The sequence below is a fragment of the Marinobacter arenosus genome (assembly GCF_019264345.1).
In the GTDB taxonomy this organism is placed as follows: domain Bacteria; phylum Pseudomonadota; class Gammaproteobacteria; order Pseudomonadales; family Oleiphilaceae; genus Marinobacter; species Marinobacter arenosus.
Genome location: NZ_JAHVAO010000001.1, coordinates 2,195,793 through 2,213,772, shown reverse-complemented (window position 1 = coordinate 2,213,772; position 17,980 = coordinate 2,195,793). Strand labels below are relative to the sequence as shown.

12 protein-coding genes are annotated in these 17,980 nt (G+C 50.9%); 5 read left to right on the top strand and 7 right to left on the bottom strand.

Annotated elements, in window-relative coordinates:
• The first annotated feature begins 10 nt into the window (after window positions 1-10).
• Together KXD86_RS10195 and KXD86_RS10190 are read left to right on the top strand one after the other, a co-directional pair.
• Window positions 11-838, top strand: a complete 828-nt coding sequence (locus tag KXD86_RS10195; RefSeq protein ID WP_218635914.1) for a citryl-CoA lyase — start codon at window positions 11-13, stop codon at window positions 836-838.
• A complete protein-coding gene (locus KXD86_RS10190) occupies window positions 835-1,632 on the top strand; it encodes a citrate synthase family protein (RefSeq protein ID WP_218635913.1) in 798 nt (265 codons plus the stop codon). The genes KXD86_RS10195 and KXD86_RS10190 overlap by 4 nt, the downstream gene beginning before the upstream one ends.
• Here KXD86_RS10190 and KXD86_RS18965 read toward each other — a convergent pair.
• Window positions 1,629-3,674, bottom strand: a complete 2,046-nt coding sequence (locus KXD86_RS18965; protein WP_218635912.1) for a TonB-dependent receptor plug domain-containing protein — start codon at window positions 3,672-3,674, stop codon at window positions 1,629-1,631. The genes KXD86_RS10190 and KXD86_RS18965 overlap by 4 nt on opposite strands.
• Window positions 3,675-4,012: 338 nt before the next feature.
• Here KXD86_RS18965 and KXD86_RS10180 point away from each other — a divergent pair, with 338 nt between their 5' ends.
• Window positions 4,013-4,480, top strand: coding sequence for a hypothetical protein (locus tag KXD86_RS10180; protein WP_312846274.1), 468 nt, complete (start codon window positions 4,013-4,015; stop codon window positions 4,478-4,480).
• 16 nt (window positions 4,481-4,496) lie between these two features.
• Here the strand turns inward: KXD86_RS10180 and KXD86_RS10175 are convergent, their stop codons facing one another.
• The gene (locus KXD86_RS10175; RefSeq protein WP_218635911.1) at window positions 4,497-4,808 is read right to left on the bottom strand and encodes a site-specific integrase; all 312 of its coding nucleotides are present in this window, start codon (window positions 4,806-4,808) and stop codon (window positions 4,497-4,499) included.
• Window positions 4,809-4,940: 132 nt separating this feature from the next.
• Complete coding sequence (locus KXD86_RS10170; RefSeq protein WP_218635910.1) at window positions 4,941-5,201, bottom strand: acyl-CoA-binding protein; 261 nt, start codon at window positions 5,199-5,201, stop codon at window positions 4,941-4,943.
• 151 nt (window positions 5,202-5,352) lie between these two features.
• Here KXD86_RS10170 and KXD86_RS10165 point away from each other — a divergent pair, with 151 nt between their 5' ends.
• Both KXD86_RS10165 and KXD86_RS10160 read left to right on the top strand, forming a co-directional pair.
• Window positions 5,353-5,844, top strand: a complete 492-nt coding sequence (locus KXD86_RS10165) for a DUF4442 domain-containing protein (RefSeq protein WP_218635909.1) — start codon at window positions 5,353-5,355, stop codon at window positions 5,842-5,844.
• Window positions 5,845-6,384: 540 nt separating this feature from the next.
• Window positions 6,385-7,809 carry a DNA cytosine methyltransferase gene (locus tag KXD86_RS10160; RefSeq protein ID WP_218635908.1) on the top strand — a complete coding sequence of 475 codons (1,425 nt, stop codon included), beginning with the start codon at window positions 6,385-6,387 and terminating at the stop codon, window positions 7,807-7,809.
• Between the two features lie 8 nt (window positions 7,810-7,817).
• On the opposite strand, the gene KXD86_RS10155 is transcribed toward KXD86_RS10160, so the two are convergent.
• The 4 genes from KXD86_RS10155 to KXD86_RS10140 all read right to left on the bottom strand — a co-directional run bounded on the left by KXD86_RS10155 (window position 7,818) and on the right by KXD86_RS10140 (window position 17,669).
• Window positions 7,818-8,534, bottom strand: a complete 717-nt coding sequence (locus KXD86_RS10155; protein ID WP_218635907.1) for an HhH-GPD family protein — start codon at window positions 8,532-8,534, stop codon at window positions 7,818-7,820.
• 33 nt (window positions 8,535-8,567) lie between these two features.
• Complete coding sequence (locus tag KXD86_RS10150) at window positions 8,568-13,532, bottom strand: ATP-binding protein (protein WP_218635906.1); 4,965 nt, start codon at window positions 13,530-13,532, stop codon at window positions 8,568-8,570.
• A 472-nt stretch (window positions 13,533-14,004) separates the two neighbouring features.
• Window positions 14,005-15,546: a hypothetical protein gene (locus KXD86_RS10145; protein ID WP_218635905.1), complete on the bottom strand. Its 1,542-nt coding sequence runs from the start codon at window positions 15,544-15,546 to the stop codon at window positions 14,005-14,007.
• A gap of 5 nt (window positions 15,547-15,551) precedes the next feature.
• The gene (locus KXD86_RS10140; RefSeq protein WP_218635904.1) at window positions 15,552-17,669 is read right to left on the bottom strand and encodes a hypothetical protein; all 2,118 of its coding nucleotides are present in this window, start codon (window positions 17,667-17,669) and stop codon (window positions 15,552-15,554) included.
• Between the last annotated feature and the right edge of the window lie 311 nt (window positions 17,670-17,980).

The following is a 17,980-nucleotide window of genomic DNA, read 5'->3' as shown; positions in this document are numbered from 1 at the left end:
GGACGACGCAATGACTACAGAGTACCAGTACCACTCCAACATCTGGCTGGAAGAGCCGGAAGCTGAGAACCCCTTTGCCGCAAGGGCCTGTTACTGCCGTGGGTATGATGTCTACGGTGAGGTGGTTCACAAGGCCAGTTGGTTTGAATACCTGCTGCTCATGTTCAAAGGCGAGCGCCCCGGAAAGGGGGAGGCGGCCTTGCTTGAAAAGCTGGCCATGGTACTGGCCAACCTCGGGCCTCGTGAAACCAGCGTTCGGGCGGCGATGAACGCGGGTGTTGCCGGTACCAATCACAGCTCCGCCCTGATGGCGGCGCTTGCGGTGGGGGCAGGCCAATACGGTGGGTCCCAGGAAGTGTCGGTGTGTATCGGGCTTTGGCGAGAATGCCGTTTTGATTTTGATCGGTGGTGCGCCCGGCTATCGAACCCGAGCGACGACGAACGTGCCGACATCTGGCTGCCCATGGAGCATGCGCCCGGCTTTGATCCGAACGGAGACGTAACGCCGACACCCATTCTCCAATCGCTGGAGCTGCTGGCCGGGTTGGCGCCTGCCAACGGTGCGCTCGCCTGGCTAGAGGCCAATCGACAGGCGCTGGAGCAGAACGTTGGCTACCCATTGGCAATGAGTGGGCTTGCCGCGGCTGCGCTGGTTGATCTCGGGATGGATCCCGACCAGGGCAGCATGCTGTACCTGATTCTCAGGCTACCGGGCGCGGCCGCCCATGCCCTGGAGCAAAAACAGATGGGGTGGAAAAAGTTCCCGTATTACGGTCCTGCCATAGAGCTGGACGAGAGCAGTCCCGATCCCGAGTCACCGGAGGGGAGTCAGCCATGAACCACGAAAAGCTTCTGGAGACAGAAAAGCGCTGGGTAACCCGCAAGGGTAAAGCGTATCTGTCCGACCGGGTCATTGTGCATGGCAAGGATTTGCACCAGGAACTTGGTGACTATGACTGGATCCATCTTTACCTATACGCCATTCTCGGGAGAGATCCTGGGAAAAATGTCGCAAAGATGCTGAATGCCTACTGGGTTTCGACCAGTTATCCGGATGCCTCTATCTGGCCGAATCATGTCACTGCCCTGGCAGGCACGGTGCGCTCAACGCCATCGTTGTCGTTGATGGCGGGTATGAGTGTGTCAGAGGCTTCAATCTACGGCCGCCGCCCGGAAGTTCGGGCCCTGGACTTTTTTTACCGTGCAGGCAGACATTGCGATGAAGGCGGCGCCCTCAGTGAATTTGTTGAGCAAGAGAAGGCCGCCGGGCGAACCATATATGGCTATGGGCGCCCACTGGCCAAAACCGACGAGCGTATTCCATTTACCCTGGCCAAGGCCCGTGAATTTGAACTTGATGGCGGTCGTTACCTTAAGATGGCCCTCGACGTACACGACTACCTCTACGAGACCTACGGTTACTCGATGAACGTTGCCGCCGTTCACGCGGGCCTGGCGGCCGATATGGGCCTGAGTTGCCAGGACTATCAAACCTTCCTAACGCCCTGTTTCGTAACGGGCATGGCGCCCTGCTATCAGGATGCGAGGGATCGACCCGAAGGTAGCTTCTTCCCAGTTCGTTGCGAGAACATCGTTTACGACGGTCCGGAAAAGCGCGGGTGGGATGATTAGAACTGGTACTGGGCTTCCACGAAAGCCGAGCGTCCAGGCATTGGGAAGTCGCCGGGGATCTCAGGCCTTGGGTCGGAATACGGGCTGGGGTCGCGCACGTCGGCATTGAATGCGTTTCTTACCGACACGGCAATATCAAATCCGCGCCATAGACCATTGGTGCGGGCCACAAAATCCACGGTGGTGTAGTCATCCACCGGCTCCCTGGGGTCCGACGGGGCCCGTTTTTGCTCGCCGACCCAGTTGACCTGGGTGTTCAGATCCCACGTCGGGACCACGCCCCACTCAATCCGAGCGTACGCCTGGTGATTCGGTGCCTGGCCGACGGAGGAGTCGGTGCGTTGATCCTCGGCCGTCTGATAGGCGTAATTGGCGGTCAGGTTCAGGTTGTCCAGCGCCTGATAGCTGGCCTCGACCTCGGCACCGTGACCCTTACGCTTGCCGGAGTTCTGGTACTGATTGGAAATCGGCCCCGGAATGGGTTCCGCGCTGATCAGGTCGTCGATCTCATAGTAGAAAACGTTCACGCCGTAAAACAGGCGGGTGGTGGCCTGGTAGGCGAGGGCGACTTCCAGCGTGTCGATCGTCTCCGGGTTCAGGTCCTCGTTGCCCGCGGTGATCGGGTTATTCGCGGCGTAGAGTTCATTCAGCGACGGCGCACGGAAGGCTCGGCCGTACAGGAATTTGGTTGTCAGTGTGTCCGTGGTTGCCCACACAAGAGCGGCCCGGGGATTGATGGTTTGCCCGAAATCCGCGTAATAGTCGTAGCGGAGCCCACTTACCAATTGCCAGTTCTGGGCAAACTGCCATTCGTCCTGAACGAAAACGTAGTAGTTCTTGCGGTCTTCTTCCGGCATCCAGACCTGGTCCGGATCGTTTGATACGTCTTCCACCTGGCCCTTGGGGCTGAAATCCGTGTTGAAGTTCTTCCGTTCGGTAACGTCGTACAGGTCCGCCCAGAACGCCCCTACGCCGGACAGAATCCGGTGGTTATCGATGTTGCTGTAGATGGAACTGAGGTCAACCCGTAGCTGGCGTTCCTTGTAGCCCGGGCTACCGAGGAACCCGTCCGGGAAGGCGCCGCCAAACGCGCCCGGCGGATAAAGCGCGATGTCATTCTCGGGTTCCTGAGTAACGTTCAGATAGCTGACCCGGCTTTCGACTTCAAGCCCCTCAACCACGTCCTCCCATCGGTAACTGTAATCAACGTTCAGCCGTTGGGAACTGTAGCGCCCCTCCGGGTCCAGGGCCTGGGCAAGGCCGGGCCCGGTGCCGAGATCTCTCCGGTCCTGAATCCCTGCACGCAATTGCCAGCGCTCACCACGGGCATCCAGTCGGGCGTCGAACTGATCCACCGAGGTGTTGACCGGCCCGGGGGCCAAGGACGCCGAGGTGCCGAAGGCTTCGTCAAAATTGGTCTGGGCGTCACGTTCGATGGTTCGGCGCCACCCATCGGTGCTCTGTTGCTCAAGAACAAGGCTGACGTCGGTGCCGCCAAAGTCCGTGGCCGCCTCGACCCAGGCGCCGGTCCTATCGAAGCTTCCGGCCCGAACGCCGGTCAGGACACCTTCGATATCCTGGGCGCTCTTGGTGATGATATTGATAACGCCCGCATACGCGTCTGCGCCGTACAGCGCCGATCCGGGGCCACGTATGACCTCGATTCGCTTGATGGCCTTCACCGGCATGCCGCCCCAGGTATTGCCCCGGTTGCCGAACATCATGGTGGTGACCGGAACACCATTGATCAGAACCAGTGCCTGCGGATTGAAGCTCGAGGTGATGCCCCGGAAGATGTACTTGGAGGTGAACGCCTGGTCTGAGTGGTTTACATGCAGGCCCGGCACGGTTTCCAGTACCTGGTCCAGGTCATTCGCGCCCATGGCGGCAATGTCTTCAGAACTGATGACCGAGGTGATCGCTGCGGCTTTATCGAGAGGGGTCGCGCTCCCGGATGCGATCGATACCACCCGGATCTGCCCCAGTTCCTCGAGGGGGATGTCCCACAGGGAGTCGTCGCCGGTCGCTGCGCTTGCCGCCATAGTGGGTACCAGCCATGCGAAAGCTGAGATCCTGAGGAGCGGGCGGACTTTCAATATAGACATCCTTGGACCGAGTTGGCGGCGCACAGCCGGGCGAAAGAATTGCTTGCTAAACCGGAGTTTAGACGCATTTCCCACGTAAGCAAACTGGAACATGGGATTGATTGTTATCCAGGGTTTACAGCATGACCCATGCTGCTACGTATTGGCTTAGGGTGTTAGTGAAAAGCGTCACAGAATCGTCGACCAACTGCGCAAACCGTCTTTTTTGACGATAGACTGATCAAAAAGTGTCACATGTGGTGGCAGGGATGAGTCGGTCAGCCAGGGTTATGGTCATGGATATGGGTACGGGGATTGGAAAAGTCGGACGTTTATTGGGTCGCTCGGTGTCGATAGCCGGCAGCGCGGCACTCTTTGCTTTGCCTGCGCTGGTTTCCGCCCAGAGTGACGCCCCCGCAAAGGAAGAGGCCTTCGAGTACGAAGAGCGCTCCACGATTCACAACATTCCGCTGCGCTCCATCGAAGAAGACGCCCTCGCCAATACGGTGATCGAGGGTGGGTTGTCTGCCCCGGCAGCGGGCGTGCCGGTCAAGCCGGCAACAGACGATGATTTCTACCTGGATCCGCTGGCCCTGCAGCCGAGGGACAGTCGAACCGACCTGGGGCGTTCCGAGATTCCTGTGGAATTCCGGTTCAGCAACCCCAAGTCCATACCCGGACAGACACACAGCAACAACTACGTGATTCGCCCGCCTCAAAACCGCAATTACGACGCGCTGAACGTCAATATGACCGAGCGCTGAACGCCGGCCGCAGCGTTCAGGCTGCGGCGGTTTCGCTCATGCCCACCTTTCCGAGAACATCCTCGTAGAAGAACGTCAGTGCCTGGCTGGCCTGGTTCAGCCGTGCCCGAGAGATCTCGATGCGATCGCCCAGATAGCTGAGAAACTCCTGGCGATCCTCGCAGCCGAGGGTGTCCGGATCCTTCAAATCGTGGAACAGGACGAAACGGGTAATCCAGTGCAGGTAATTCTGTTCGGCACGCTGGTTCAGATGCTGTGTACGAATGGCGTTTTTAACACGGCCAACAAGGCCGGGCTGGGATTGTTCCAGCGCTTGGGTGATTTCCATGAATAACTCTTACCGATTGGGTTCTTTTTGTTATGTTGCGCGCATCTTATGACAAACGTTTGAAGGTCGCAAAAACTTTTCCGGGGAAGGGTGATCCCGGTCAAATCAACCGGGATCGACAGGCAGGCGTGCTTACTTCAGGGCGTTGAGCTTGTCGACGTATTGCTGCATGGCGTCGTCCTTGGACGTGCCCTTGAGCTTGTCCCACGCGTCGTACTTGGCGCGGCCCACGAAATCCATCATGCCCGGGCGCTTGCCGGAAACATCGCCCTCGGTCGCCTGCTTGTACAGCGCGTAGAATTCCAGCTTCATCTCATTGGACGGCTGGAAATCCCCTTCGGCGTTCTGGATGTAGTTTACGGCTTCATCAAATTGGGTTTTCAGATCGCTCATCTTGCTCTCCTTGTTGGTAGGCGTTGGGTCCTGTAAGGGTTGGGCCGAGTATAGCCAGCCCATGGCGTGCCGTCATTGACCAAACGTTCCTTTCCTTCGACGAATGGGGTATTGTCCCGAGCCGAAAAGTTCGATAAGCGGAGAGTCGTCCATGGCCAGCGCCAACAAATTGTCTGGAATCGTTAACAAAATCAATCGTCTGCCCGATTTCGCCCGATCCAGGGCCCTGAGCCTGTTCTTTGGCAAGGTGGTGCCATTCACCGGTACCACTGGTATTCGCATTGAATCACTCGATCACGAGCGCTGCGTCATCAGCCTGGCCAACAAGCGCCGGGTTCAGAACCACATTGGCGGCGTGCACGCCGTTGCCTCGCTGGTTCTGGCCGAATCTGCCACAGGCTTCCTGGTTGGCCTGAACGTGCCGGACGACAAGGTACCGGTCATCAAGACCGCCAAAGCCGAGTACACCCGTCGAGCCAAAGGCGACATGACCGTTGAAGCCCACCTGACGGACGAGCAGCGCGAGCGCATGCGCACGGAAGACAAGGGCGATGTCTCCGTGCCGGTGACCATCCATGATAGCGAGGGCAAAGAGCCCATCGAGATTGAGATGGTTTGGGCGTGGACGCCTAAGCGGCGGTAGGCTGCTTAGGTATCAATCTATTCGGAATTTTTTGGGGATAAGTCGATTTTAGGTGGTAGTTGAAAGAGGCTGTTCTTTGGTACGGATGTTAGCATTTCATGGCAGATCCACTGCGATGGGGACTAGGTGAAATGGTTATCATCACTGAGCTTTGTTTCTCATATCGAAAACTAATCAAAGCGTTCTTGTCCCAGCGGGGAAATGCCAGTTCATCAGAAGCTCCGGATCTAAAGGAAGCTTGAAGAGGCGCGCACTGAAGGGATCGATTACATTCAGCAGTCCCATAACTCATTCCTGAATGCGAGAGAAATTGGTGGGTCAACAAAAGAGAGAAACCGCTTCCTTCTAAACCTGCCGCTGAGGTAGAAGTCACTATCAATGTGCAAACACTAAAAATTGATGCTGTTGATCCCATAATTTGGTGTATCGCCAAAATGCTATATAAGTCATTATGGGTTTGACTATTACCAGCATACTGTATATAAAAACAGTCTAAGTTCGGGCCGTTTTGCCCTTTCAAGATCCTATCGCTGAAGCACTATGAAGTTTATTGACTTATTTTCCGGATGTGGGGGCCTCTCCCTTGGCCTGCTAAACGCTGGCTACACGGGGCTGTTTGCGGTTGAACGCAGTGCCGACGCTTTTTCTACGTTAAAAAGGAACCTGATCGATCAGGAGTTTGTAGGGCTTAATGGAAGGTTTGATTGGCCGAATGCCCTTGAGTGTAGAAATCACGATATTCTGGCACTCTTGGATGATCCAGAAGCCTCCCGGTACTTGGACAGCCTTGGGAATAGCGGAGAGGTCGATCTTGTGGCCGGCGGGCCCCCATGTCAGGGGTTTTCATCTGCGGGCAAGCGAGATCCTGATGACCCCAGAAACCAGTTGGCATTTGCCTATCTAGAGATTGTTCGGCGCGTCAAACCCAAGTTTATTCTCATGGAAAACGTGCGAGGGATCACTCAAACTTTTACCAAAGCTGGTTCCCAAAGTCTTCCTCCATCGGAACAAATTGAGCGAGCATTAGCTGAATTAAATTATGTGCCTTTTCATTTGATCGAGAACAGTAGCCAGTGGGGGGTTCCCCAAGCTCGTCACAGGTTTGTGCTGATTGCTATTCATAAAGACCAATTTTTAGGCAGCAATGTTAATGGTGATTCACTGCAGTTGCTGTCTACCGGAAAAGAGCTTGCGACAAAGGTTGAAGCCCAATTAAAGGTTTTCGCGGAAGAGTTTAAGATTAATAAGGGGCTGCCCCCACTTGTTACTGCTTCTGACGCGTTAAAGGACTTAAAGACTCTGAACTTTCTCGGCAACCCCTATAAACTGGTCGACGTTCCGAAAGATGATTCGCGTGCGTCAGGGTTCAAGCAAATCGCTGAATATGCACCAACCTTTTGTAGGAACCCAGCGTATATAAATTTAATGAGGAAAGGTTGGGAGAGAAAGAAGTGTCCAAATCATGGCCTGCGCTTACCTAACCATACGGTGAAAGTGAAAAAGCGCTTCGAAAAGATCCTTGAAGATATAGACGACTTGAACCTGCAAACACGATACAAACTAGCCAGAGGTAAAACTTTACCCCTGCTTTATCGGCAAGAAGTGCATAACTCACGAAAGCACTCCTTGACCGTATTGGACCCGCACAAGCCGTCCGGCACGGTTACCACCTTACCAGATGATATTTTGCATTTTGATGAGCCTCGAATCATGACCGTTCGTGAGTTGGCTCGGTTGCAATCTTTCCCTGATTGGTTCCGTTTTGAGGGGCCCTATACAACGGGAGGTAGCCTTAGAAAGAAAACATGCCCGAAGTATACTCAGGTCGGGAACGCCGTTCCTCCCCTAATGGCTGAGGGAATCGGCCTATTCCTGAAAGAAAGTTTAGGACGGCTGTTGCATATAGAGACAGGAAAAATAGAAAAACATGAGACACAATGCGCCCAAAGAGCGGCACTGATTTAGCTTACTAATTACGGTCTGTTCACGCTTAAACAAAATGCGGCCAAGGGACATTCGTTGCAAGCCGGGTTTTGCTTTTTGCAAACTATTCGTGCCAAATCAAGGACTGCCCAGTTAATCGAACTTGGATTATCTGAGGTAGAAACTACCCGTTCGGACAAAGTGAGCAGGTACGGGTCATGCCGAATGTCGGCGTATTCTCGTGAACCGAAGAAACGCTCCAGCACTCTCGCCATATTCACATCAAGGAGTGGTGTGGGTAGCCCATCTCGATACATCAAGATTGCATTGACTATGTAATCACCCAATCCAGGCAATGCCTTGAGCTCATCCCTAGAATGGGGTAGCTTTCCCTCTAGCTTGTTAACTTCTTTTCCAAGGCTCTGAAAAACTTCTGCTCGCCGCCTATACAAACCAAACGGTTTCAATTGGGACTCCAAAACACTCGTTGATGCTTCGGCAAGGGCCCGCCAATCTGGGAAACTATCAAAAAAGAAAGAATAGTGTTTGCTGACCGTCTCTGCACGAGTTCTTTGCAGTAACAGCTCCAGAATAACTACTTCATAAATGCTGATATCGGGATGACGCCATGGAAAATCTCGCCCGCTCCTTGCGAACCAGATCCTGAGCTGAGAAGAAAACCAAGCAATCAATTTTCCATCGATTTCAATTGCGCGCTTTTTTGCTGCTTGGCGTCGTTGGGATGCTTTACTCCGTAGATAGGCCATTGCTAGTCGTTCATTATGGTTCCTGTGAACTTTCTATTCGAAACTATAAAACGGTACTGCCTTTATGAATTCACCTTCCCACCCAAGAGTCTTACAGAGAGAGTGGAACGGCTTTAGGCCAGATATACGGTTAACTATGTTATCTGACGCTGACGGAATTCCAATTTTATCGAGATCCCTCGCTGTTACACCTGGAACTTGATGTATAAACCAGCTTTGAATAGGCTCCCTATAATCAGTGCGTTGGTTTTTAAAATGGCTAAAATACTGCGATGCTAGTATGACCCCTATCCCAAATGCTCTTCCTTGAAGGAGAAGTTTCGATAATACCTCAAATTCATAAGGCATAATGTTATGAGCCTCATCAACTAAAAGGTACGAGTCTATGAACCGTGTTTGAGGTTCAGTTCCAACAAATGGCTTCTTCTCAACCTTGAGCATATAGTCATAGTAAAGGTTGAGAAATATAACTATCACCATCTTTTTCAACTTATCGTCACTCAGGTCTTTCAAGTCAATGGCGATAACGCCGTCAAAGAACTCGTTGAAGCTAACAATCTTATTAGGGTCATCCTCGAAAATCTCGTAGTCAACAAGATCGCTTATAATCCCCGATACAGAGTCAGGTTTTCCATCAATAACTGAATCGTACTGCTCCAAAACATCGTAGATTGTGGGATCGCGCCCATTTTCTTCCCTTTTTAATCGGTACGCGGATTTTATCGCGTCCTTGAGGTTCTTATCCTGAACCGGCGCACTTACTGAGAAGATCTTTCGAAGGATGTCTCGGAAGAATCCGATTTTGTCTAACATAGCTCTGTTCGAGCTGTCTCCCGATGTTGAAAATAGATTAAGAGGAATTTTGTAGGGTGATACAATTTTAACTTTGGCTTTCTCTATGAACCTGCAGTCATCATCAACATCACTAAAATCACGCTTGTAGTCGAGAATTAATATTTTTGGAGGTAGTCCCCTATTTTTCTGAGGATTTTTCACCATTTGATAAACTAGAGATTTTAAGAGCTGGGTTTTTCCAGTACCAAGATCGCCGACAACACCAATATTAATATTATTCAGTGCAGTATTACCGGGATAAAATTCAACATCTTTATTCCCGATTAGTTCAGTTGTTTGGCCAATCTTGAAATGGAGGCCTTCTAGGGGTATTGGATCATTCTCAGATTTTGAGTCTCCAGAGGATGAAACGTTTATGGGCGTGTTGATGCCAGTTAAATCAGACTGTAGCTGCTCTGAATCGACCGCGTTATTATTTGAGCCAGAATCTGAAGGCTCAGGCAGCCCTTTTGAACTCACTTCATCATGAAGCTCGCTTTCAATTAATAGGTTCCAATCATTAATTTGCTCAGAAATATCGTCAATAGCGTGTGATTGGGAGGCAGTTAGTAAGGCGCCCGCTAATTCGAAGCTTAGTATTACGATGTTTTTATCGCTGCTTGCGTCGGATGCCATTGCGCGGCTTTTAGACGTTTTCTCAATGGAGACGAGTCTGCCTATAGGATCTAATTCCACATCCATTTGGCCTGACATTAACCCTGCGATAGTACTTTGATGGTAGGAAACCCAATGAGGGTTCCGTCTGGCCATATCTGTTTCGCCATATACTCGGAATCCATAATCTAACCAGCTTGCCAGTAAGTCACGGTATGCGAGCCCCCACAGGGCTGACTTCTTACTGGTCTCCTTTAGTGAGATGAGAAAGTCAGCAAACGAGGTAGCCTGTGCCACGGCTTCACCACGCTGTTTGTCAGTCATTTCGCTTGTGCGTGTCTTTACTTCAATAGGGGTGACTTTTAACGCTTTTGGGTCGTGCAACTGGTCACCATCATCGACGCCAAATGCGATACTCAGCACTAATAGATCAGGCCTTTCTCGGTTTTCTGCATCGAGAGCTTTTCTTAGCTCATCGAACCGAGGCTGGAAAACGTCAGCAGGGATCACGAGGTTGATACGTCCGTTATCAATTGCAGGGATGAGTCCTTTACCCAAACCAGCAACTTGAAAGTCAGTTTGCAATAGGCGCGAGGCGATCAACATTCCAGCCTCACCAAGACTGGCTGAGCCACCGCTGGTGAGGCGCTTTAGCGTCGGTATTCCCCGTCGAGAGATCTCGTCCAGCAATTGGCCAACCTGTTCGTCCGTGACGATTTGGGATTGAACGAAGTTGCCTAGAATATTTGTCATAGCAGTGAACATTGTGGGCGATTGTTTTGCGACCAAATAGAACCCGCAAGCTTGGCCGGCCCCGGGTGCATAGCGGGGGAGTTCATAATCCCAAAGGTATGTGTTGTTTTCTGTGCTATGAAAACACGTTGCATCCACTGCAGAAGAGGAGATGGCGCAGTACCTAGTATTTTCTAGAGACGCGTTTAAGGTTTGTAGATTAGGAGCAAAACCAAGACTGTCGAAATCGGCTTCAGTTACACAAGTAAGTTCCAGATGGGAAAGAGCTCTCGACATGTTGTCAAGCAATTGGTCTCCACAGGGTTCGTTAACGAATGAACCCGCTCTAGACAGAGACAGATACTTTCTATGTTCTGTAGCATTCTTCTTGATACTAATTCGAGAAACGCAACTTGGATCTACAGGGGACCTGACCCCTTCTTCTCGAAATTCCTGATCCATAGTTTGTAGATGATCAACGATGGAGAGATCGGTTGGCGTGGTGCCTTCATTTTCACCGTTCGTGTACCATCGAACCTGAGTTCCGGAGCGTTCAGTTAGAGAGGCAAGGGCTGCGGGTTCAAGTTGCTCTTCTTTCGGCCTCATGTCGATGACCTGGAGCGTAAGGCCTCCGGCTGAAGACCATTCGTCAACATCAGGTCCTAAATTCTCTAGACACCATTCGTCTATTCCTTCGTTGCAGGAGCTATAGCCAGATGAATCACTGTGAAGAGAGATCCTCAGCCTTGCTTTGGCTGGATATAACTGGCGAATTTCATCCAATGAACGTTTTACTTGTTGTTTGTTGAACCCGGTTACCATTCCCTCAACTTTCAAGCCAAGTTCTTCTCCGAACACCCCGATTCCGTTTCCTTGATTTACTTCGGAGATGGCGTCGGCTCGCCATAGAACAGACCAATAGTCGGAAGAACTCTTGACTGACGCGAAGCCAATTGATTTGAATTGGCCGTTTACGTCCCTGCATTTAAGTGACATGCAATCAGGAAAACTGGATGGTTCAATGACACCTGCAACTGGGCAAGGTAAACCTTGTTGAATTGCCTCCTGAAGAAGGTGCTGTGCGTGGCATTGCCAAGCCAGTCGAATCGGGTGCAGCGGTGATAGAAGCAACGCGACTGGGGTTGTTTTGAGGTAAGAAACCTGTGTTGTTTGGGCCTCGTGGACAGTTATCAAGTCCGCCCAGGCTGCAAGTGAGTCTGGTGCAGTGAGCCAATCGGCGTACTCACCTATATAGCGTTCTACAGCACTACGTTTGTTTTCGTCCTGCATTAGCTGGCCAAGACTGAGGGCCTCAATAGTGCATCCCTTCTCGTCGCAGAGGCTCTTCAAAAATAGACGAACTTCTTCCCGTGCCTGTATATAGCCAGCAGGAGGAGTGAGTTCATCGATCCTTGGGCGCGGATCAACCGCAAGTCCTAAACTAGATAGGCGGGGATACTCTTCCCATATCGGGGGCTGCCAAACTTCCTTGAACTCCGCCCCAATAATAAGAGGGAGGTACGATGCCTCACAATCTAAAATCCACTGTTCAAGCTGTGTTAGCATGGTTTGCTTTACATCGACTTTCCCTACTTTTGTCGAACGAGTGCAATTATTGGTGACAAATTTATCGAATTCGCTTTTTGCCCCTTCTGCTGCGAATTCGCTAGTACTGACGTGTATTCGGAAAATAATCGATTCTTCTAGCTCCGGAAGATCTAGCTCGAACTCGGCAGTACAGTCAGCAGATATCTCGAGGACAGCAACAGCGTATCCTTCTCGCTTGTCTGATGTTGTCACGGGCCAAGGTCTTGCGGGCTCATCTTCATTGTCTTCGACATGCCCGCTGATTCTAGACGGCATACTAATACCAGTTCGGTAGAAGAACTCTACGGTATGAGTGCCAATTCCGTTGGTGACCAACTCTGAGTCAAACGAGAACTTTGTCGGCGCTTTCGTCTTAGTCTTGCGCCCCGATCTTTTCTTTTTAAAGGGTGTAAGTTTTTGGGCCGATCTGCAATTAAGCACCACCCCAGGCAGATAGCTATCCAGCGCCACTAGTTTCAGCTTCGTGGGTTTTTCGAGCCGGCTGCTTACAAACTCATAGCAAAGATATTGCTCGTGATCAGAAAGGGGGGAGTCATCTTCCCACTCGATTTCACTGGCATCGATGGTGAGTTCTTCTATCAGCTCGGCTTTCTTGCGTCCAGACGACCTATATACGAGGACTTTTTCTCCAATTAGCTCGTCATTTACTGAGATGAGGAATCGGGGAGACTGGTAAACGACGGGTAATTGGCTTGCCAACATAGGACGAAATAATGCGTTAGTACAGGTGACTTTGAGGTCGCCAACGTCCTGATTGTTGTCCTGGCTAAGCAGTTCTAACCAAACCGCCTGAGATAACGTATTCCACCAATCTAGATATTGGCCTTGTTGGCATGCTTTTGAGTAATTACCTAATGGCCGGCTGACATATTCTTGCGGCGTCCGGAACAGGTAAATGGCGTTTTTTTTGAACGATTCCAGTGCGGCACCGACCTCTTCCGAACGCGAATCCTCCTGAAGTTGACTTATACCTGCCGAAAAACCGTGATCACGAATGAAGTTGGCAATGGAGTTATTAATCTCAGAGTCGGGAGCCTCATGTTCTTCTAGCCGGGGAAGCCCTAAAGCGTGGCAGAGCACTTGGTTACTCTTCCCCTCTTCGCCGATATCATACAATTTACGGAGTAGCTCCCAGGGCGCGCTCATCTCATCGCCATGGGCAGACTCTAAGAACGCCTCTTCTAGCGCACGCCAAGCAAGCAGTTCCATCTCAGAGGATATACCATGGAATCTCCCCAGTACTGCACTAACGACTCTCTGTACAAACCGCTCATCCTTCCATGTAGAGAAAGCGACATGGTTAGTTCGTTCCAGTCCTAGTTTGTTTACGGTAGTGCCCGTAGAAAGCAAGGGCGGATCATTAATTGCTGCAAGTGCAAGATATGATCCGTAAGCTGTTCTGACTGCTACAACATGGTTCCGTGAACACCGGGTCGTATCTTGGTGTGGTGGGTCCTCTACGCCTTCTTGAATCCGGAGTACAGGCACTCTCTTAGAGTGTTCTCCGCGCTCCAAAACGATTCGTGGTCCCATTGCCTCGAACCTGTCGAATACTTCGTCAAGCATTTTCCCGGGCAGAGCGGAAAAGACGACCCTCAGATCATCATTTTCGGATGAGATATAATGGCCTGCATCTTCCTGAATCAAGCCAACTAGGTAGCTGATGAAATCCTGCTTCATATTATCTTCCCGCGCTCCTTGCTCCCGCTAGAGGGCTAACAAGAACCATTCCTCCTTCAGCGTCGGGGCTATCAATAGCAATCGACATATCCCGAAGTCTCTTGCCTAAGCTTTCGCCTGCTCCCAAAGCCAATTCCGCCTCTATTCCATAGCCTGCGAGCTGCTTGCACAAATCTTGAACGGTACAAGGCCCAACCACTTTGCTCGCTGCACAGTGGACCATCAGTATTGTCGATAAGGGGCCTAGTCCTAGGACCCAGGGGGCACTCGCATAATTGCCGCGTTTCTCGACATAGTAACCTTGATCATAACTTTCTAGTCCAGCTTCAGAGGTCATGCGCTGACGCGCTACGTGACCAAGGAACTCCAAGACATTCTTTGATGAGCCTTTTTTGCACTCGGCGATCCTGCGGTCGCTCTCAATCATTTCATTGAAGTACTCAAGGTATTCGTTGAAATCAAACTTGTGTTCTAAATTAGCTAGGTACTTTAGGCTTTCCATAATTTCGTCTGGGTTGCGTAAACGAACCCTTGACATGTCTACTCCCCTAGTCTCTAGCATATGTAAGATCAAGTTCAGGGCGCCGCGACCCTCGATATAGTGGCGTGCTGTTTCTCTTATCGGTTTTGTAGTGAGTTGGCCAAGGCTCCAAAAACGTTTCTCTGAATTGAGAATCGATTCGACATCCACCTTGCCTGCGCTCTTACGTTGAAAGACGGCATTTTCTAAAAGCTCTCGGCATACATCATGGGCATGGCAAAGCCATGTTACGTGTGCGCTGCTTCCTATCCTGCAAAGTGACTCAAGCATACTTATCCACTGTCTGCGCGTAAGATGGCCTTTTAATTCGAGGACGATTTGAAGGTCCTCAACAAATCGATTGGCAGGGCACTGCACAGGTAGGGGGCCAAAGAACGTATCGGCGGAATAAGGAAACTTGCTTGGCTTTTTCCATGCGTCTTTGATGCTTTCCGTTCGCCAAGTTTCGAACTCTGACTGCAACAGAAAAGCCCAGGTGTCGTCATCTTCTTCAGTTACACTCAATTTGTCGAAAAGCTTCCTCCAGATTTCTAGTGCTTTTCCGTAGTCGCCAGTACCTATTGCAATCATCTTCGCGATTAGCTTCCCTGGATTCCAAGGGTTTCCTGTCAAGCGAGCAGACATTGAGTACAAAGTAGCGTCTGGGACCAGAGGTGAAATTTGGCTCCCCCGCTGACTCGATTGTCCCGAGAGGTTTGGTGTAGCAATCGCTCGATTTACAACTTTGTTCCACAACTTCGCATCGAATCCAACTTCACTTTGTTTATTATCCGGTCGCCTTCCCTTTTCGAGGTGCTTCCGAAAGCCTTTTCCCAAGTGCCAAACTTTTTCACTAACCAAACCGGAGTCCGAAAACCCGACGTTCCTATACAGTGAGGCCAGCAGAATCTCTCCTGTGGCAACTTCAGGGAACGGGGTCAGGTGCAAAAAGCTGGCGGCGTAGTTTGGGTGTAAGCTGGCTTCCTTCCAGGGCTCATTTAAGAAGTCTCTTAGTGTTTCCATGAGGTTTACTTCCTAAACCGAACGGTTTTGCCTACTTTCAGCATGTAGCTTTCCCGTCCGATGGTAAGGTCAACGTTGTCTCTCACGAAATCCTTGTCTCTGGCCACTTGTCCAGCGGTAACAGATTTCACTTCGTCGATCAATGCGAAGACTTCCTGTGGTAAAGAGGCGGGGTTCAGGCCTTCCTCTATTTCTTTCAGGGCCTTGTATAAAGCAAAGGTGACGGGTACATACCTGTTATGAACTCGTATAAACGGGGATCGTGCGGCGGGTTTCGAGGAGTTGCCAGAATCCATGTGCATAGAGGTACTAACGTTTCTTACTCGGAGTGATACGTCTCGATCACGATGGGCGACAGGCTGACCGAAAGTAGTTGATAGCGGGATCTTAAAGGAGCGTCGGTCTTCGTTGACGAGTTTTTCGACGAGATCCTCTACCTCTTCATATTGGGCATCACTTTGATAAAGGAGAGCGTATTTCTTGAGCAGCTCCCCGTCTTTCGAGACTCCGAACCTTAAACCAAGGCTTCGCTTCACTAACCGTGCCGCGAACTGGCGTAAAGACGATTGTAAAAGTCTAGCTTGTTTCGAAAATCTGGCCGGATGGTAGTGGTCTTGCAGTGTCTCGTCAGCTTCCGCTAGCTGGGCTAAAAGCTTTCGTTCGCTAGGTGCCAGGCGTTCGGAAACAGCTTCTAGCCCATCCTTTACCGAAAGGCTAAAATGCTCTTCAATCCAATTGACAGTCACAGGTTGCCCCTTCCTCGACTCAGTGTACAGCACACGCTCTCCATGGATGAGAGCCGGGTCTAGGCTTGTAGAGAAGTCTCCTGATAGGAGTTCGCTGATTGAGTTTTGCTCGTTTTCTGCAAGAGTCTTGAGCGTGGAAAAGTGGAATTTCGCCAGATTTAGAGCTCGCTCGCTAAGCTGTTCAGGAATTTTTTTTCCTGCAAGAACTGATGTGTATGCTTTGTGGTGTTGACCGGTAGCCAACCGAGGCCAATTGGGGAATAGTCTGTGATGATAAAGTCGTGATGTAAGCAGATAACGAGCACGCGCACTCTCCAAGCTACCGAGGCCCTTTGCTTCCAGTTGTAACATCTTGGCGGTCCAGTCACATGGCCTGTAATACTTCCCATTTATTACTAGTGAGCCTGGATCTCCAATAAACAGGTATGAAACAAGCGAGTAAAGGTCTCGAAAAGTCCATCTTTTGCCAGATGCGAGTTCATAATGGAAAAGGAAACGAACTAGATTGTCCCGGGCTTTTTTGTTCTCGAGTAGTGCCCTATTTTGGCAAAAAGGGCAGTCGGCTTTGTTCTCGCAGGGGAGAGTCCAACTTTCCTTGGCAAGTGCTTTGTCTAAAACGCGGTGCGCAACACTGGTATAAGGTTCTTCTTCGTGCGAAGGGGCGACTAAGGATTCAACGTCCATCGGCCAAAGGGCAAGCTTGCTTCCTTCAAGTGGCCAGCAGTCAGGGGCTTCTACTCCACCACTCGCGGCCGAGATTATCTTTGCCAAGAAACTAGCCATCTCATCGTCCCCGTTCCGGGTGGCTAGAGATGAGGTATTTGCTAGAATGCCACGGTTGACGCAACCGATGTAGATCCCTTTGTATTCGCCGCGGTGTATTTGTCGAAGCTCTCTCAATAGCAGGGATTCCGCTGTTTCTCCTGGCAAGGAAGGATCGTTCTCTGTAGCATCCTGAACCAATCGTATTGTTGGTTCTATAGAAACAACATTTTTATTTAGTCCTTCGAATTTAACCTCTGTCATTCGAGGTGGGCGGGCTGCTACTTCTCGCTTGTATTGGTCAGCGAAATTTTGAAGTAGTTTTCCTCCCGCATTAATCGCATCGTCGAATCTCGAAATAGTCCCTTCGACGGCATCAGTTTTTCCGTTACCGGGGCCACCAACCAGAAGAACGGCGGTTGGAACACCTGCTTCACCAGCGGTGAGTGAATCAACCCAATGTGCAAGTTTCTCGACCAACGGAGTGGTAAATTGCTCCTTAACTGGTCGGCCTGACCCTTCCTGAAAAGGCTGTCGAATACCACCTCTCTTGGCTCCGGACCAATTGATGAGTCCCTCTGGGAAAAGCAGTTCTCTTTTTTTTTCGAGTTCCATGTTACCCCTCAAAGATAGCGCGAGATCCTTTCTGCCTAAGGGCTTAGACCTGATTGGCGAAATCACAAGCTAGTTGATTTTCGAGCAGTGTTCACGGGATGCTTTGTGTGACAAGTTTGACCGTCTCATCCACTTTCTGTCGCCCTAAGTCGGTTCGGTAGGGACTATTATAACTCTCTTGTTGTTTTACCTTTGAGGTTACGCTGAGGATAGGGATCCAGTCCAGATTAGAACGGTTCAAAGATACAAAACTCAAACAGTAATCGAGCCAAGGCCAACTATGAAGTTTTGGCAAAGAGCTATGGTTGGGT

What these genes read in the sequence shown, in the direction of transcription:
- KXD86_RS10195 (WP_218635914.1), top strand. Translation starts at nt 11, where the DNA reads ATGACTACAGAGTACCAGTACCACTCCAACATCTGGCTGGAAGAGCCG.
- KXD86_RS10190 (WP_218635913.1), top strand. Translation starts at nt 835, where the DNA reads ATGAACCACGAAAAGCTTCTGGAGACAGAAAAGCGCTGGGTAACCCGC.
- KXD86_RS18965 (WP_218635912.1), bottom strand. Translation starts at nt 3,674, where the DNA reads ATGGCGGCAAGCGCAGCGACCGGCGACGACTCCCTGTGGGACATCCCC.
- KXD86_RS10180 (WP_312846274.1), top strand. Translation starts at nt 4,013, where the DNA reads ATGGATATGGGTACGGGGATTGGAAAAGTCGGACGTTTATTGGGTCGC.
- KXD86_RS10175 (WP_218635911.1), bottom strand. Translation starts at nt 4,808, where the DNA reads ATGGAAATCACCCAAGCGCTGGAACAATCCCAGCCCGGCCTTGTTGGC.
- KXD86_RS10170 (WP_218635910.1), bottom strand. Translation starts at nt 5,201, where the DNA reads ATGAGCGATCTGAAAACCCAATTTGATGAAGCCGTAAACTACATCCAG.
- KXD86_RS10165 (WP_218635909.1), top strand. Translation starts at nt 5,353, where the DNA reads ATGGCCAGCGCCAACAAATTGTCTGGAATCGTTAACAAAATCAATCGT.
- KXD86_RS10160 (WP_218635908.1), top strand. Translation starts at nt 6,385, where the DNA reads ATGAAGTTTATTGACTTATTTTCCGGATGTGGGGGCCTCTCCCTTGGC.
- KXD86_RS10155 (WP_218635907.1), bottom strand. Translation starts at nt 8,534, where the DNA reads ATGGCCTATCTACGGAGTAAAGCATCCCAACGACGCCAAGCAGCAAAA.
- KXD86_RS10150 (WP_218635906.1), bottom strand. Translation starts at nt 13,532, where the DNA reads ATGGAACTGCTTGCTTGGCGTGCGCTAGAAGAGGCGTTCTTAGAGTCT.
- KXD86_RS10145 (WP_218635905.1), bottom strand. Translation starts at nt 15,546, where the DNA reads ATGGAAACACTAAGAGACTTCTTAAATGAGCCCTGGAAGGAAGCCAGC.
- KXD86_RS10140 (WP_218635904.1), bottom strand. Translation starts at nt 17,669, where the DNA reads ATGGAACTCGAAAAAAAAAGAGAACTGCTTTTCCCAGAGGGACTCATC.